Origin of the sequence: Paenibacillus sp. FSL R7-0204 (assembly GCF_038002225.1) — a bacterium.
In the GTDB taxonomy this organism is placed as follows: Bacteria; Bacillota; Bacilli; order Paenibacillales; family Paenibacillaceae; genus Paenibacillus_AQ.
Genome location: NZ_JBBOCA010000001.1, coordinates 7,501,510 through 7,518,293 on the forward strand (window position 1 = coordinate 7,501,510; position 16,784 = coordinate 7,518,293).

General features: G+C 51.9%; 17 protein-coding genes. 2 read left to right on the plus strand and 15 right to left on the minus strand.

Features of this window, described 5'->3' with window-relative positions; all coding sequences use genetic code 11:
* Nucleotides 1–19 precede the first annotated feature (19 nt).
* The 14 genes from MKX42_RS32470 to MKX42_RS32535 form a co-directional block, all read right to left on the minus strand.
* Nucleotides 20–1,351, minus strand: coding sequence for a TerD family protein (locus MKX42_RS32470; protein WP_340757508.1), 1,332 nt, complete (start codon nucleotides 1,349–1,351; stop codon nucleotides 20–22).
* Nucleotides 1,352–1,445: 94 nt separating this feature from the next.
* Nucleotides 1,446–2,027 carry a TerD family protein gene (locus tag MKX42_RS32475; RefSeq protein ID WP_340757509.1) on the minus strand — a complete coding sequence of 194 codons (582 nt, stop codon included), beginning with the start codon at nucleotides 2,025–2,027 and terminating at the stop codon, nucleotides 1,446–1,448.
* A 51-nt stretch (nucleotides 2,028–2,078) separates the two neighbouring features.
* The gene (locus MKX42_RS32480) at nucleotides 2,079–2,654 is read right to left on the minus strand and encodes a TerD family protein (protein WP_076161755.1); all 576 of its coding nucleotides are present in this window, start codon (nucleotides 2,652–2,654) and stop codon (nucleotides 2,079–2,081) included.
* A 35-nt stretch (nucleotides 2,655–2,689) separates the two neighbouring features.
* Nucleotides 2,690–3,286, minus strand: coding sequence for a TerD family protein (locus MKX42_RS32485; protein WP_209876309.1), 597 nt, complete (start codon nucleotides 3,284–3,286; stop codon nucleotides 2,690–2,692).
* Nucleotides 3,287–3,397: 111 nt separating this feature from the next.
* Nucleotides 3,398–3,844 carry a tellurite resistance TerB family protein gene (locus MKX42_RS32490; RefSeq protein ID WP_340757510.1) on the minus strand — a complete coding sequence of 149 codons (447 nt, stop codon included), beginning with the start codon at nucleotides 3,842–3,844 and terminating at the stop codon, nucleotides 3,398–3,400.
* Nucleotides 3,845–4,101: 257 nt separating this feature from the next.
* On the minus strand, nucleotides 4,102–4,833 hold the full coding sequence (locus tag MKX42_RS32495; RefSeq protein WP_340757511.1) for an amino acid ABC transporter ATP-binding protein: 732 nt from the start codon (nucleotides 4,831–4,833) through the stop codon (nucleotides 4,102–4,104).
* 4 nt (nucleotides 4,834–4,837) lie between these two features.
* Nucleotides 4,838–5,485, minus strand: a complete 648-nt coding sequence (locus MKX42_RS32500; protein WP_340757512.1) for an amino acid ABC transporter permease — start codon at nucleotides 5,483–5,485, stop codon at nucleotides 4,838–4,840.
* A 96-nt stretch (nucleotides 5,486–5,581) separates the two neighbouring features.
* Nucleotides 5,582–6,397, minus strand: a complete 816-nt coding sequence (locus MKX42_RS32505; RefSeq protein ID WP_340757513.1) for a transporter substrate-binding domain-containing protein — start codon at nucleotides 6,395–6,397, stop codon at nucleotides 5,582–5,584.
* Nucleotides 6,398–6,616: 219 nt separating this feature from the next.
* Nucleotides 6,617–7,492, minus strand: a complete 876-nt coding sequence (aguB, locus tag MKX42_RS32510; RefSeq protein ID WP_340757514.1) for an N-carbamoylputrescine amidase — start codon at nucleotides 7,490–7,492, stop codon at nucleotides 6,617–6,619.
* Nucleotides 7,493–7,520: 28 nt separating this feature from the next.
* Nucleotides 7,521–8,549: an agmatine deiminase family protein gene (locus MKX42_RS32515; RefSeq protein ID WP_340757925.1), complete on the minus strand. Its 1,029-nt coding sequence runs from the start codon at nucleotides 8,547–8,549 to the stop codon at nucleotides 7,521–7,523.
* A 240-nt stretch (nucleotides 8,550–8,789) separates the two neighbouring features.
* Nucleotides 8,790–9,341, minus strand: coding sequence for a phosphodiesterase (gene yfcE / locus MKX42_RS32520; RefSeq protein WP_340757515.1), 552 nt, complete (start codon nucleotides 9,339–9,341; stop codon nucleotides 8,790–8,792).
* A gap of 494 nt (nucleotides 9,342–9,835) precedes the next feature.
* Nucleotides 9,836–11,320, minus strand: a complete 1,485-nt coding sequence (locus tag MKX42_RS32525) for a glutamate synthase subunit beta (RefSeq protein WP_340757516.1) — start codon at nucleotides 11,318–11,320, stop codon at nucleotides 9,836–9,838.
* A gap of 292 nt (nucleotides 11,321–11,612) precedes the next feature.
* The gene (locus MKX42_RS32530) at nucleotides 11,613–12,593 is read right to left on the minus strand and encodes a permease prefix domain 1-containing protein (RefSeq protein WP_340757517.1); all 981 of its coding nucleotides are present in this window, start codon (nucleotides 12,591–12,593) and stop codon (nucleotides 11,613–11,615) included.
* A 5-nt stretch (nucleotides 12,594–12,598) separates the two neighbouring features.
* Nucleotides 12,599–12,925, minus strand: a complete 327-nt coding sequence (locus MKX42_RS32535; RefSeq protein ID WP_036723569.1) for a PadR family transcriptional regulator — start codon at nucleotides 12,923–12,925, stop codon at nucleotides 12,599–12,601.
* Between the two features lie 229 nt (nucleotides 12,926–13,154).
* Between MKX42_RS32535 and MKX42_RS32540 the strand changes: the two genes are divergently transcribed.
* Nucleotides 13,155–13,676, plus strand: a complete 522-nt coding sequence (locus tag MKX42_RS32540; RefSeq protein ID WP_340757518.1) for a TetR/AcrR family transcriptional regulator — start codon at nucleotides 13,155–13,157, stop codon at nucleotides 13,674–13,676.
* Nucleotides 13,677–13,789: 113 nt separating this feature from the next.
* On the plus strand, nucleotides 13,790–14,638 hold the full coding sequence (locus MKX42_RS32545; RefSeq protein WP_340757926.1) for a hypothetical protein: 849 nt from the start codon (nucleotides 13,790–13,792) through the stop codon (nucleotides 14,636–14,638).
* A gap of 64 nt (nucleotides 14,639–14,702) precedes the next feature.
* On the opposite strand, the gene pulA is transcribed toward MKX42_RS32545, so the two are convergent.
* Nucleotides 14,703–16,658 carry a type I pullulanase gene (pulA, locus tag MKX42_RS32550; RefSeq protein WP_340757519.1) on the minus strand — a complete coding sequence of 652 codons (1,956 nt, stop codon included), beginning with the start codon at nucleotides 16,656–16,658 and terminating at the stop codon, nucleotides 14,703–14,705.
* Nucleotides 16,659–16,784: the final 126 nt, after the last annotated feature.

The following is a 16,784-nucleotide window of genomic DNA, read 5'->3' on the forward strand; positions in this document are numbered from 1 at the left end:
CGCCTCCGGTAATATCAAATTATTTGCTTCCCGCTACCCAGCGAAGCCCCCAGCCATAAGCCTCATCCATCTCCCTATGACCGCTGAAATATTGCACGAGCCGTTCAATACTGAAGGTCTCATTGTCCACATTCCGGATCAGCGCGATGGCGCACATGCCTTTACGGTTGTTATGCTCGTCCAGATTAACGATAATATCCGGTCCTCCATCCTGCTTCAGGGTAACCACTCCATCCGCCTCAGACCAGTTGGTAACTCCTTTGTAAATAAAGGCAAACACCAGAATCCGTTCGATCTGGGCGACCTTACTTCCGTTTATACGCAGATTCTCGCCAGATGTTACGGAGCCGGTCCGATCATCTCCATCAAGCATCATATAAGGCTGCTGCTGCAGGTTGCCGAACGCATTGCCCAGTGCCTGCACCACGCCTTTACTGCCGTTCTTCAGCTCATACAGACAGGCCAAATCGAGATCCACCCCGCCCTTGTTACGGCTGAACAGTCCTCCGCCCTGCTTCTGGTTCCAGTTCAGGTTAATGAGCAGCTCACCCAGACCGGAGGCGGATTTCTTCAGGTTAATCGAATCGCCCTTCTTCTTCAGCTCAATCTTCTTCAGATTGAGATTCAGCGCCGGTGCGGGAGCTGCCTCCTGCTTAGGCGGTGCAGGTGCCGGTGCAGGCGGTGGCGGAATCACAATATTCGGTCTGGATGACTCTGCGCGGGGCGGCGGCACTTGAAGCGGCGGGCGTCCCGGCGGAGGCGTCTGTTCAGGCGGCTTCGGTGCCGGTGCAGGCTCGTCCTCTACTTCTATGCCATAGTTGCCGCAGAGCGCCTTAAGCCCGCCCGAGAAGCCCGCAACAATCGCACTGTATTTCCATTCTTCGCCATGTCTATATAATTCTCCAACTACAACAGCCGTTTCCACAGAGAACTGATTTCCAAGGTTACACCGCAGAAGCTGCGCACCTGTCGCCTGATTCACGATCCGGCACTCCGCTTCACTCATTTGTCCGAACATCTGCTTGCGGTTTTCTCCGTCATACAGAGTAAGCGTGAAGGCAATCTTCACTATGTTTGCCGGAATCCGCTCCAGTGAGACCTCGAACTGCTTCAGTCCGCCCGAAGCTGTACCCGGTACATCTTTATAGGTGATAAAGGGAGTAGACGGGTTATTGTAAAAGATCAGATCGTCATCACTGCTCACTTTACCGCCCGCTCCAAGCAGGAATGCGGAAGCATCAATATCCATGGAAGACGGAGCTTTCCACCCGATCTCAACCGTAATGCTACGGAGCCCCGGGTTCCCTTTGGTCAGGTCTGCTTTCTGCCCTTTGACTACTTCTGTATTCATTCTTACGCCACCTTTATACATGGATAAGAGCGCAACTTATCAGATTTTGTGTATAAAAAGGGCAGGATCGATGATGATCCCGCCTTTGAAGCTCTTATTGCGCGTCCAGCCCGTAGTTTTTGCATAATGCGCTTAGTCCGCCGGCGAAGCCGCTGCCGATCGCCTGGAATTTCCAATCCGCCCCCTGGCGGTAGAATTCACAGAAGACTACAGCCGTCTCAGTGGAGAAATCCTCGCCGAGATCGAACCGCAGAACCTCACGGTCGCTGGATGCATCCACTACGCGTACGAAAGCGTTGGAGACTTGTCCGAAGTTCTGCGCCCGGGCCTCATAATCATAGATCGTGACCGTAATCCCGATCCGCTGAATATTGGCAGGCACCAGACTGAAGTCTACGATGATCTGCTCATCGTCGCCGTCGCCTTCACCTGTACGATTATCGCCTGTATGGGTTACAGAGCCTGTACCGCCGCTTGGATTGTTATAGAATACAAAGTCATTTTCGCTTTTGGCTTTGCCGTCCTCATGCAGCAGGAATGCTGATGCATCGAGGTCGAAATCCTTGCCGCCGCTGTACTTGTTTGTATCCCAGCCCAGTCCTACAACTACTTTGGTCAGACCCGGATTGGTCTTGGTAAGATCAATCCGCTGTCCTTTGGAAAGACTGATCGTCACTGTCAAAAACCCTCTTTCCTTACAGATTTAATTCCCGAAACTATCAGAGCCTTATTGCAGGCCGTAATCACGGGTCAAGCCGGCCAGACCGTCCTTGTAGCCGCTGCCAATCGCGTTGAATTTCCATTCTGCGCCGTTACGGTACAATTCACCTACAACTACGCCTGTTTCAACGGAGAAATCTTCACCCAGGTCAAAGCGGATCAGTTCCTCGCTATTCGCATCATTGACGATACGCACATAAGAACGGGAGACTTGTCCGAAGTTCTGGCTTCTGGATTCTGCTTCATAGATGGTAATCGTGAAGGCAATCTTGTCCACATCTGCAGGAACATTAAGCAAATCGACTTGAACCTGCTCATCGTCTCCGTCGCCTTCCCCTGTGCGGTTATCGCCAGTGTGCACGACAGAAGCGTTCTCGTTCTGCTTGTTGTTGAAGAAGATGAAGTTGGACTCCTTGTCCACTTTACCGCTGGCATTGGTCAGGAACACAGACACATCAAGGTCGAAGTCCTTGCCGCCATCATATTTATTCGTATCCCATCCGAGGCCGACTGTGATTTTGGACAAGCCTGGATTCGTTTTGGTTAAATCGATTTTTTGTCCCTTGGATAAGTTAATAGCCATGAATAGAGCCCTCTTTTCTCAAATTGGATTTAGATTTAGATGTACCGTTCTGCCAGCTGGTTGATATGCGCGGCGTGGGCCGCTTCACCGATGGCTGCGAATTTCCACTCTTCGCCATGACGGTACAGCTCGCCGCAGATCAGTGCCGTGAAGCCTGTATAATTGTCTGTCAGATTAAACTTAACCAATTCTGCATTCCCTGCCGCATTAATAATGCGGATATACGCAGATTTGATCATTCCGAAATCCTGCTTGCGGTTCACCGCATCGTAGATGTTAACCACAACAAGGACCTTATGGACATCGGCAGGAATCTGCTTCAGATTCACCATGATCTGTTCGTCGTCCCCGTCGCCCTCACCCGTCAGATTATCTCCCGAGTGGACTACAGAGTTATTCGCATTCTGTTTGTTGTGAAAGCAGACGAGGTTCAGCTTGTTCGTCAGCTTGCCGTTCTCATTCAGCAGCAGCGCTGAAGCATCGCAGTCCACATTCGCCTGTTTTTTAACCCCAAAGAATCCTCTTGCCGGTTCGGCAGGGTCCCAGCCCAGTCCTACAATTACGTTAGACAGTCCGGCATTGCCTTTGGTTAAATCGATCTTCTGACCTTTTACCAGATTAATTCCAGCCAACTTGAAGTACCTCCGTTTCCAGATAGAAGTGTGCTTGCGGGTGTTACATCAGTGATACGGCGATGAATCGCCTAAAGTTTCAGTAATTAGCAAATGAAATCCAGCCTGTAATTACAGGCTGAATTCGCTTGGGCTAAGTCCCAGTACATTGCAGATATTCCGCACAACCGCTTTCTCATGCTCATCGAAGTCGCCGTCTGCTGCACCAATCGCCGAGCATACGCCCACGATTAAGCGTCCAACCTCCGGTTTGCCGTTAAACTTCCCGATGGCCTTCAGCGCTTCCTGCTTGCCGATCTCTGGCGAGAACTCGAAGTTGCTCACATAGTAATTGAACTGGGTGATGACATCTCTCATGTCAAATACCTTCAGTTCATTGCTGAGATTCATATATCCCGCCATCTTGTTCTTCTCAGCTTCCTCAATCTTGCCGTCAGCCGCAGCGACCAGTGCGCAGCCCGCTACTACCGCGTTCATAAAGTCTTTATTTTTAAATTTCTTCACTTGATCCGTCAGTCCGTTTTTGGTGGTATTCAGCCAATTCTTGAATGTGCTCATCGTATTCTCCTTCTATCATTATGGAATTATGACCAGCAGAAAGCCTATGCCGTCTTATTAAGCACCCTATCCTTTTCTGCCGGAAATATAAGGATCAATCATTATGCAGAACCGCTGACATCCTTATACTTTAAAAAAAGATATCCCCGAGCCTCCTCCCCGCCACCCTGGGCAGCTATTCACGCTTGGACTTATTGCCTATTTCTTACTCTTCTAATATAACCGATTAAATAACAATATTCTACTTTGGGCGATTCTTACAGCACCTTGGACAGAAACTCCCGAGTACGCTCATGCGACGGGCTGCCGAACAGCTGCTCCGGCGCACCCTGCTCCACTATGGCCCCTTGCTCCATAAAAAGCACCCGGTCCCCCACTTCACGGGCGAAGCCCATCTCATGGGTCACCACAACCATAGTCATCCCCTCAAGGGCCAGCTCCTTCATTACGGCCAGCACCTCGCCCACCATCTCGGGGTCCAGGGCCGAGGTCGGCTCGTCGAACAGCATGATCTTCGGCTCCATCGCCAGCGCCCGGGCAATCGCCACCCGCTGGGCCTGACCGCCGGAGAGCGAGGCAGGATACATTTCCGCCTTCTCACTGAGGCCCACCTTCTGCAGCAGCTCCACAGCCTTCTGCCTCGCTTGATCCTCCGTCCATTTCCGCACCTTCATCGGGGCCAGCATGATGTTCTCGATCACTGTGCGGTGCGGAAAAAGATTGAACTGCTGAAAGACCATCCCCACCTCGGTACGGATATCGTTAATCCTTGTGCTCTTGGCCATCAAGGAAGTACCTTCAATAATAATATCGCCCGCTTGCGGCTGCTCCAGCAGATTCAGGCAGCGCAGAAAGGTCGATTTGCCTGAGCCCGAAGGCCCGATGACCACCACAACCTCCCGGCTGTGAATGTCGATGCTGATATCCGTCAGTACCTGATGGGCACCAAATGATTTGTGCAGATGCTGGATTGAAATAACCGGTTCCATAGGGTTACACCTTCCGTTCGATATAATTAAGCAGCTTGCTGAGCGAATAAGTAAGGATGAAATAGATCAGTGCAGCGGTCAGATAAGGCTCCCAGATCCGCAGATATTGGCCTTTCATGGTATTGCTCCAGTACATAATCTCAGGGGCGGCAATCAGCGCCAGCAGCGAGGAATCCTTAACCAGCACGATGAATTCATTCCCGAAAGCGGGGACCATCCGTTTGATGGCCTGGGGCAGAATAATGAAGCGCATCGCCTGCTGCCGGGTCATTCCTAGGGATAGGGCCGCTTCCCGCTGACCGGGGTCGATGGACTGGATACCGGCGCGGAAGATCTCCGCAGAATAGGCAGCGGAATTGAGCGACAGCGCCACGAATGCACTCATCAGCGCGTAGGTTTTGCCGTAGAACAACGGGATCAGCCCGAAGTGGACGATCAGAATCTGCACATAGAGCGGCGTACCGCGGAAGAGGTTAATATACGCGTGAAACGGCCAGCGGAAATACCATCTTGGCGCCATTTTGCCGAAGCCGATAATCAGCCCCAGCAGGGAGCCGCACAGAATGGAGACCAGCGATACGCCGATGGTGAACAGGGTCCCTTTTAGCAGAACCGGTAAATAATGAATGATGATGTCGAATCTGAAATCCATAGAATTCTTCCCTTCTCTTCTGCTTGTGGCTTGCTCAAAAAAAGAAGCACGCGCAATAGCAATCATTACGCATGCTTAGTTGTTGCGGTTCTTAGGCTACTTCGCGTTCATAAGCGCCGCCGTGTCCGGCTCTTCGCCGAACCATTCCTTGTAGATCTCCGCATATTTGCCGTTCTCGATGACCTTCTTGATCGCCGGGTCCAGCTTCTCCTTCCATTCGCCGCCCTTCGGATACAGGATACCGTAGTACTCGGAGCCGAAATTCTCCTTGTCTATAATGCCTGTCAGCTTCTCCTTCGGATTATTCTTGATGTATTCGTTCACGATGGCGATATCCGCGACCACCGCATCCGCCCCGCCGCCGTTCAGCTCCATCAGCGCTACCGCATTGCTGTCGAACCTCTTCAGGTTGCCGTTGTCGACGCCCATAATGCCGCTCATCAGCTCATCTGCTGTCGTGGCTGCCTGAACCGCAACCTTCTTCCCCTTCAGGTCCAGAGCGGATTTGATATCGCTGCCTTCCTTCACCATGATCATGTTCGTAGATTCGAAATAAGGGATGGAGTAGTCATAAGTCTCCTTGCGCTCATCTGTAATCGATACCGAGGATACACCCGCCTGATATTCAGTGCCCTGCTTCACACTGGTCAACATGGTATCCCAGCCTGTGTTGGTGACCGTGTAATCAATGCCGGCCTCCGCCATCACCGCCTTAATGAAATCAATGTCAAAGCCCTTGATCGTATCAGTATCCATATACTCCATTGGTGCATAGCTGGCATCGGTAGCGATTTTGAGGCTTTGCCCGTCCGCACTGCCGCCTTTCGCATCATTATCAGAGCCACAACCCGCTATCGCCAAGACCAGGAGTGCTACCATACCTGACATCGCCCATGTTTTCCGGATTCCCATTCTCCAATCCCCCTACTTATTTGTCAAATAACTTAAGGAGATTTTATCAGATTAAAGTAGTGATGACAATTAACTTTATCCTTTTGTGTTATATAATATGACACTATTATCGATATATTGTAACATCTCATGCAAATAAGCAGCCGAAATGCCCCGGAGAGAGCTCCGGCAGCATTCTGGCTGCTTACTGAATGGTCAATGTTTATATTAGCGCATAAGTTAGAAGGTTAGATCGCCGTCATAGGAAGCAATCATCCGGTACAGCTCCGGACGGCGGTCACGGAAGATCCCCCATTCAATCCGGCCGACCTCAAGGGCATCCAGATCAAATTCGCTGACCAGCACGGCCTGCTCATTCCGTCCAGCTTCGACAATCTTGTTGCCCTGCGGACCAGCGATGAACGACGAGCCGTAGAAATCAATGCTGGAATCCTCGTCAGTCTCCTTCCCGATCCGGTTGGAGGCCACGACAGGAATCAGGTTAGCGGCCGCATGACCCAGCATGCAGGTCTGCCAGTGATCCTTGGAATCAATCGACCCATCCTGCGGCTCCGAGCCGATAGCTGTAGGGTAGAACAGAATCTCCGCACCCATCAGGCTCATCACCCGGGCAGCTTCCGGGTACCATTGGTCCCAGCATACGCCGACTCCGATTTTGGCATAGCGGGTATTCCACACCTTGAAGCCGGTATCGCCCGGGTTGAAGTAGAATTTCTCTTCATAACCTGGACCGTCAGGAATATGGCTCTTGCGGTATTTGCCCATCACGGTTCCGTCCGCATCAATGACCGCCAGCGAGTTGTACCGCGCATAATTCTTCTTCTCATAAAAGCTGATCGGCAGCACCACCGCAAGCTCCTTGGCAATAGCCTTGAAGTGGTTCACCGCCTTGTTCTGCTCCAGCTCCGTAGCATAGGAATAGTAATCCGACTTCTCCTTCTGGCAGAAATACGGCGTCTCGAACAGCTCCTGCAGCAGAATAATCTGCGCACCTTGTGCGGCCGCCTCTCTAACCAGGGTCTCCGCCTTGCGGATATTCTCATCAATGTCGCCGGAACAGCTCATTTGCGTCGCGGCTACTTTTACTTGTCTCATGGTTGTTCCTCCTTATGATTAGGTTGGTCTACTCCACCGCAGGCATCTGCTGGGTGGTGCAATGCACGTTCCCGCCTTCGCCGATCACGGCCATTCCGTTCACGGTCCGAATGCGGCGGTCTGGGAACAGCCCGGCCAGCGTCTCTTCAGCCAGCTTGTCCGTCTCAGCCGCCGTACCGCCGAAGACCGGCAGGATAATTCCGCCGTTCACAAAATAAAAGTTCAGATAGCTCAGCGTCAGACGGCTGCCCTCGAAGTCCACGCGGGGCGGCTGCTGAATGCGGATAATCTCCAGTTTCCGGCCTTTGGCATCAACTGCCTGCTCCAGAATACGCAGATTCTCCTGCGTAATCGCGTAGTTCTCATCCTGCGGGTCCTCGCAGACCTGGATAATCACCTTACCCGGTGCCGCGAAGCAGGCGATGTTATCGACATGTCCGTCCGTCTCATCCCCGCTGAGGCCGCGCTTCAGCCAGATGATGGACTCGGTCCCGGTATATTGCTTGACATATGCAGCAATCTCCTCGCGGCTTAAGCCCGGATTGCGGTTGGTGTTGAGCAGGCATTCCTCGGTGGTCAGCAGCGTGCCCTCGCCATCCGTATGAATGGAGCCGCCCTCCATCACCAGCGGAGCATCGAACGCGCTGACCTCCAGGTGCTTCAGAATCTGCGGAGCTACCTCATCATCAAGATCCCAAGGCGAGTATTTTCCGCCCCAGGCATTGAATTTCCAGTTGACCCCGGCCAGCTTCCCGTCAGGACCCGTGAGGAAGGTCGGTCCGTTGTCCCGCAACCAGGCATCATTGTGCCGGATGGGGAGCAGTGTTACATTCCCGCCGAGCGCCAATTTCTCTACCTGATCCAGCTCCTCTGGATTGACGATAACCGTCACCGGCTCGAATTCGGCAATCGCCCGGATAATCTCGGCATAGCCCCTACTAACCGCTTCATGATTATCAGGGTGTACCATAGAGTCCTTCACCGGCCAGGAAATGAAGGTCCGTTCATGCTTGGCCCATTCGGCAGGCATTGTATAGTGTAAATCACGTGGATGCATCATTTAGTTACCTCTGCTGTTTAGTTTTTGAAGCCGGGGATCTACCCGCAAGCTCCTCACCCATCATACATGAATATGCCGGCAGGCTCAATTGCTGCGCAGCAATAATCCCTCTGGAAATATCCAGAGGGACTGCCATAGAAGCATAATAATCTGCGGTACTGTAATCAGAAAAACTGTGAGACTCTAATCAGAGAGATTGCGGGACTACAATCAGAGAACCTCGGGGATGGATCGATTTTACAGAGTGATCTGCTTGATTATATTGCCCTCAAAATCCTTAATGCTGAACTCACCGTTCTCCAAAACGCCGTAGGAGTTCGGGTTGTTCTCCTTGGGTAGCGCGATCGATCCGGGGTTGAGCAGGGTAATGCCGTCCTTCACCTCTGCCACCGGCAGATGTGTATGCCCCTGAATAAATATATCCTGCGGGGACAGCGCCGGTAAGTGGTCGATGCTGAAGCCATGCCCGTGCGTGGCGTAGATTTTGCGGCCTTCATGCAGAATAAGTACATAGTCGCCCATCATCGGGAAGTGCAGCAGCATCTGATCCACCTCGGCATCACAGTTACCTCTCACCGCCGCCAGCGATTTGCCCGATTCGCTATAAGCATTCAGTCTGTCGGCGACCCCCTGCGGATTATACCCCTCCGGCAGCGGATTCCTCGGTCCGTGATACAGGAAATCCCCCAGAATAACCAGCGTGTGCGGCTGCTCCTCCTCCGCCTTCGCCAGCGCCTGCTCCAGCCAGTACAGTGATCCGTGAATATCGGAAATGAACATTAGTTTCATGTGGGTGCTTCCTCTCTGTGAATATAGATTAAATTGTAACTGCTGGTGCTACTCTAACTCCTACTTCTAATCTAGCTGCAACTTCTAATCTAACTGCAAACTATCACTAACTTCTACTATAACGCTTTTTTGCCCAACCCGTTGATGCTCTAAGCCAAAATCCTGCCAAAAATGCAACATTCTATTTACAGCCACAGGCCCAATCCAAAAATGTTGCATAAAAAGCAGCATTCCTTCTCCTCAGGGCGAAATAACAGGCTGAATCCTGCATTATGTGCAACATTAGACGCGAACGCTACACCCCACACCTGCATCCTACTATAAACGAGCAGCTGAGGCGGGGAACGCAAAGCAAGACGCCCGGGAAGGGCGTCTCTTGGGGGACATACTTGGCAAAACACACTTTATCAGGCGTTCCTTGATGGACATCGCTTGACTGAGCGCCTCACAATGGAGCACCACACTCAGACTCGCTTCCCTTACTTCGCCATGCCTCAAGGCAGATTGGACGAGCCCATCAGGAAGCGGTCTACCTCGCGGGCGGCCTGGCGGCCCTCGTTAATCGCCCAGACCACTAGACTCTGGCCGCGCCGCATATCACCAGCGGTGAAGACTCCCTCCACGTTCGTTGCCTGCGCGCCGAACTCTGCCTTAACGTTGGAACGCTCATCACGCTCCACGCCGAACTGTCCCAGCACTGTCTCCTCCGGTCCAGTGAAGCCCAGCGCCAGCAGCACGAGCTGCGCTTGAATGACTTCTTCGCTGCCCGGTACTTCTACCGGGGCCATCCGCCCGTCCTCCGTGCGCTTCCATTCAATGCGCACCGTATTCAGCTCCTGCACATGGCCGCCCGCATCGCCCACAAAGCGCTTCGTATTCACCAAATAGCGGCGCGGATCTTCTTCATACAGAGAAGCCGCCTCCTGCTGTCCGTAGTCCACCTTCAGCACCTTCGGCCATTCCGGCCAAGGATTGCCCGGCTGGCGGGTCAATGGCGACTGTGGCATAATCTCCAGCTGGATTACGCTGCGGCAGCCGTGGCGGATCGAAGTGGCTACACAGTCCGTCCCTGTATCTCCTCCGCCGATCACGACCACATCCTTGCCCGCTGCCGACAGATACTCCCCGTCAGCCAGTTCAGAATCCAGCAGGCTCTTCGTATTAAGTGTCAGGAACTCCATCGCCTGATGGATACCCCGCAGCTCCCGGCCTTCCAGCGGCAGGTCGCGCGCCTTGGTCGATCCGCCGCAGAGGACGACAGCATCATGTTCTTCCTGTAATTGAGCCGCTGCAATATCCCTGCCGATCTCAGTACGGGTGACGAAGGTCACGCCTTCCGCCGCCAGCAGATCCACCCGGCGCTGCACCTTCTTCTTATCCAGCTTCATGTTCGGAATGCCGTAGGTCAGCAGTCCGCCGATCCGGTCAGCCCGCTCATATACCGTTACACTGTGTCCCGCCTTGTTCAGCTGGGCGGCGCAGGCCAGCCCGGCAGGGCCGGAGCCGACGACAGCAACCTTTTTGCCCGTACGGGTAAGCGGCGGCTCAGGAACGATCCAGCCTTCGGCAAAACCTCTATCTACAATCGCTTTTTCGATCGATTTTATCGTTACCGAATCGCCGTTCTTCCCTACTGTGCAAGCACCTTCACATGGTGCAGGGCAGACGCGTCCTGTAAATTCAGGGAAGTTGTTCGTCTTATGCAGGCGCTTCAGCGCGACCTGCCAGTTGCCGCGATAGACCATGTCATTCCACTCGGGAATCAGATTATGCAGCGGACAGCCGCTGGCCATCCCTGACAATATACGCCCGACATGGCAGAACGGTGTTCCGCAATCCATACAGCGGGCACCCTGCTCACGCAGCTGTTCTTCCTCCATCGGAACCGAGAATTCATTCCAGTTCTTAATCCGCTCCATTGGCTCGCATTCAGCAGGCGTCCGCCGCTGATATTCTATAAATCCGGTTGTTTTACCCATCCCTGTCATCCTCCGAGTCTCTCTGATTGGCCGCCGAAATGTAATAGACGGCATTCATGCCCACACCCGGCTCCAAAAAGAAACACACTCTTCTGTCACCGTCCGTTATTCTGTCACTGTAAAGCAGCGAAGCAAGAGGCTGTAACGGGGCTTAAGATCACCCCGGTACAGGCTCTTGCACGGTTATAATAAGGGGAATAAATGCCTTCATATTATCACCTATCCGCAGAGAGGGAACATGAGCAATATCACCTTTTGTGTTAACGTTATGTGGCAAATCGCGTACACAGACTCAGGCTGCATCTTTTTTCTTGAACATATTGTAGACCGAGCTGAACACCCCGAACAGAATCCCTGTTAACGGGAAGACGATCCAGTTGATCTCCCACTGGTCGAACACGAAACCGCTGACCAAAAAAACACAGGTAACCAGCGGCCAGACCACAGCGGCAACTGCACCGACAATCCGGCCCTCCTCCTGCTTCGCCTCACTGAAATCGCCTGTCTTCAACAGCTGCTGGTACGCACTCCGGATATTCCCGTAATACACGAAGAGGAACACGGCTACAGCCACCATTATCGGCAGAACGGCCACCCCGTATGAGCTGAATTCATCTCCAAACGCAGAAGTTACAAAGATGGCAATCGGCGACAACACGCATAAACACACACCCATGATAAGCGATAACGTATACGTGGCGGCAAAAGCGGCCTGTCGCTGCTCAATATACGCCTTCAGAGGATGCGGCAGACTGAACCCGGACTCCATGTATTTGTATTTCTCCATTTTCGTGCCACTGTAGATGAATAACGCAATAGCAGGACCGAGCAGCAGTAACAGGGAGACCAGCCCGATCATACTCATCGCATCTTCAGAGAATACATTTCCCATGACCCCGTTCTCCCCAAGACCCGAGAAAAGGATAAGCAGCGCAGCACCCAGCAAAATCAGCCCTACGCCCCAGCCTACGAGCAGGCCGGATTTTCTTTTGGCAGCAATGAATTCTTCTACAGCAAGCTCATCCAGCATGGGCAGCCGTAGTCCTTCCTCCTTACGATCCTCTCCAAGCCCCAGCTCGCTGACCAGCTCATCAATGTTGCCGAACTCGGAAATAACGATGCCCACCGCCTCATTCTCCGACTTCCCTTCATGCTTCAGTTCATAGTATTTCTCTTCCATGTTGCCAAGCAGCTCCTGCTTCAGCATCGCCATCTGTTCCGTTCTGGGCAGAGATGCGAACATATTGTTCAAGTATCCAATGATGGTATCCAAGTTCCTCACAGCTCCTTTATGAATTTGTTGATAACTTCCTGCGTGATCTGCCATTCCTCGCATTTGGCACGGTAGTAGGCAAGACCCTGGGGAGTGATGCGGTAGTAGGTACGTCTCTTGCCAAACGTCTCATCCAGATAAAAGGAATCAATATAACCGTTCTTCTCCAGCCGGGTGAATGCCGAATAGAGTGTGGTTTCCTTCATAATGTACTTCTCTTCCGATAGCTTCCGTATATTTTTGGAAATCTCATAGCCGTAAGACTCCCCGTCCAGAAGCATGTAGAGGATCATCGTGTCATTGTATCCTCTAATCACATCACTGCTGATCAATTGCCTGCCTCCTATACTTCATCTGTCGTAGTAATTAGGTTCATTGTAGCATAATTACTACGACAGATGAAGTAGTGTTTATGATGAATGGAGAATTAATTTTAAAAGCGGGTTTACGGGCGTTTTCTGTACAGCGAGCTATTAGAAAGAAAAGTAATATTGACAGACAAATCATACTTTTATATGATTTATTTATCGTTCAATAAATAAATGATTGGAACTGATCACAATGGCAGCAAAGGAAGATAAAAAGCAAAAAATTATGGAAAGCGCATTAACCTTATTCGCAGAATATGACTACTACAGGACAACAACTGCAATGGTAGCTAAAGCCGCGGGAGTTACACAGCCCTATATCTTTCATTTTTTTGACAACAAAGAAGACTTATATATAGCTGTGTTAAACCGTGCCTACGATCGAATCCATGACACTTTTATGGAAGTCGAGGCACCTGCTGATCAGTTGGTTGGCGCAATGGGCAGCAGTTTTTTCAACTTAATGCAAACACACCGTTCCGAAGTATTGATGGTAATGCAGGCTTATACCATATCGGAAGCTGGGATCAAACAACATTCTGCTAAGCTCTATAAGACTATTTTTGATGAAGTGACTGTCAAATTCCAGAAAGCCGGAGTCCCTGATGCGGAAGTAAATGCAATCCGTTTTATGAGTATAGGGCTGCTAGTCACGTTATCCGAGGTGCTTGATCTGTCAGAAATAAAACAATCCATATTAATGACTAAAGAATGAAGTAAACGCAAGCAGCAAACGGATAAATTTTATCTGTTACTGCTTGCAATTATTTCGATAAATTATTTATTGATCGATAAATAAAAAAAAGGAGTGAGCTAATCTTGCATACTATGTTCAACGAGTTGATGACATCTGCCGTCTCTATTTTTAAGCGTGAAAAAGGGCTCGTTGTGCTTGGAATAGTTGGGTTCATTATTGCGGGATGTGCTGCTATCTTTATGTTCTTTCAAGGAGTAGTTGTTCTGCCGGAGGGTAATATTAAAAATGTATTCTCGTTTGCCGCAGCATTGGGAATTTTTCTGTTATCCATCGCTGCGATCTTACCTTTTGCTGACTTTACCGCCCGCATGAGAAAAGTGATTCGCCGGCTTTTTATTGCTGCTGCTTCATACAGCTATATAATTGAAACCCTGCAGAATTTCCGGGGCTTCAATCCCCGTTTCTCTAAAGCCGGCGGCCTGGTGGATACCCTTGCGGGAGCTTTATTTGGCGTCGTATCTCTTTCTTTCGTCGTCTCGGGTATCCTGCTTACTGTTCAATTTATGAGGATGAAGGCCCCATTATCGCGCCCTGTACTTATCACCGGTATCCGTTATGCCTTGCTGTCGGTATTCATAGCTAATCTGGCAGGACTGATCATGATGAGCATACAAGGCCGTTTTATCGGAGCTGGAGGCAATTATATTGTGCTACATGGAATTGGCTTTCATTCCCTCCAAACTCTACTGTTACCGGCCTGGCTGCTGGAACATTCGAATCTGCGGCCCGGCAAACAACGTATGCTCCTGCATGCAGGCTGCATAGCTTGGTTGATTGCCATTATGTTCATAGCCGTTCAGACCAGTCTTGGCCGTTCTATGTTTGAGGTTAGCTTGTTTTCGATACTTGCCCTGCTCTATTTACTGGTTTGGCTGTTCACTGTCATTTCAGCTCTAATGTCTGCCTGTAAAATTCGGTAGGGCAAGAAGCAGACCGCCCCGGCAGCCTGCTTCTGCGTAATACCTATATCGCGGCACCTATCAGTTAGTTCACAGCTAGTACAATCATTCCAACTCCTGTAGCGGTTAAAATGCCGCCCTCCAGCCCGCTGATCTGCTCCTCGCCGAATACAATGTCCCATGCTCCCAGTTCGGGCAGCTTCAGGGCTGCACCCTCCGGGTTGGCATTGTACAGAACGTACAAATGCTCCGCAGAATCTCCTCCGGCATGATCGCGGAGCGTGAAGGCCACCGCCTGTGCCGGTGCCTCCTCGAAGACCAGATGGTCACGGATCTCATCGGCGGTACGCAGCCGGAAGGCGGGGTGAGCCGCGCGCAGCGCGATCAGCCGCTTCATGTACTCCACAGATTCAGCATGCTCCGCGCAGCGTTCCCAGTCCAGCCAGTTCACTTCCACTGGTGATTTATAGCTGTTCTCCACACCGTCCTTGGTCCGCAGGAACTCCTGCCCGGCATGAATGAACGGTATCCCCTGACTCGTCAGCACCATAGCCGAGGCCAGATGGTGCATAGCACGGCGCTGTCCGTCTTCTGCTCCAGCCGTAGACAAGACCAGCTTATCCCACAGTGTATGATTGTCATGGCACTCCACGAAGTTCACACTCTGCTGCGGCTCCTGGGCGTATTGTCCAAGGCCGGGCCCATAGTAGATTGCTCCGGCAATGCCTGCCTTCACATTGCGCTCGAAGCCGATACCGCCGCTGATGAAGCCTTTTTGGTCATGCAGAAAGATGTTTCCTTTCACCGCATCGCGGAAGCCGTCATTAAAATGCCCGATGCCCGGCATCTCATTGGCCTGGCGCTGATTAGCCCGCAGCTCCTCCGCCAGCTCCGTGTCCATCACCCAGCCCTCGCCAATGGTCATAATCGAGGGGTCCAGCTCATCCAGACGGCGGCGGATCTCATTCATGGTCCCTACATCATGCAGTCCCATCAGATCAAAGCGGAAGCCGTCAATATGGTACTCCTTGGCCCAGTACAACACGGACTCCACGATGAAACGGGACATCATCTTGCGCTCAGAGGCAGTATCATTCCCGCAGCCGGAGCCGTTAGATAACCGGCCATCTGCGGTATAGCGCAGATAGTAACCGGGAACCAGCTTGGTGAAGTTCACACGGAAGCCGTCATAGACATGATTATAGACCACATCCATGATCACACGCAGGCCGCGGTCATGAAGTGCCTGAATCATCGTCTTCAGCTCCCGGATACGCAGGCCCGGAACATACGGATCTGACGCATAAGAGCCTTCAGGAGCATTATAGTTCTTGGGATCATATCCCCAATTATAATGAGGCTCCGTAAGAAGGGTCTCATCTACGCTCTCTGTCGCATAATCATAGATAGGCAGCAGCTGCACATGGGTAACGCCCAGACTGGCAATATGATCAAGACCGGTAGCAATGCCCTCAGGACCCCCGGTTCCGGCTTCAGCAAGGCCCAGGTATTGCCCTGTATGCGTAATCCCGCTGGCAGGATGAACCGATAAGTCACGCAGGTGAAGCTCATAGATCACCGCATCCACCGGGTCCGCAAGCGGCGGTTTATCCTGCGTCCAGCGCGCGGGATCGGTTTTGCGCAGATCCAGTATAGCCCCTCTGTCCCCATTCACGCCGACCGCCCGGGCGTACGGGTCCACCGCTTCATTCCATAGATCACCGATGCGCACCTTGTAAGTGTAGAACATTCCATCCAGATCGCCCGGAACGCTGAGTCTCCAGGTTCCCCGGACGTCACGCACCATGGGAATCTGCCGCTGCGCAGCATCCTCCCAGGATGCATAGAGTACCAGCTCCGCTTCCTGGGCCGTCGGGGCCCACAGACAGAACGCCGAGCCGGACACCGAATAGGTTAGGCCAAGATCCTCTCCGTCATAGCTGAACAGCTCATCGAAACTCCGGTCGAAGACGGAGATTCCGCTGGTAGCCGCCGGGTCCCCGTAATCAATCGGTTCCTTCATTTCCTTCTGTACTGACAAGGCATACCGCCTCCTTTACCCTTAACTAAATATACGGCAGGGCTCATGGATTTTATACAACTCTTCTTTTCTCTATATGAAATTTTATCCTAACCGCCATGTTTGTGCAAACGTTTGAATCACACT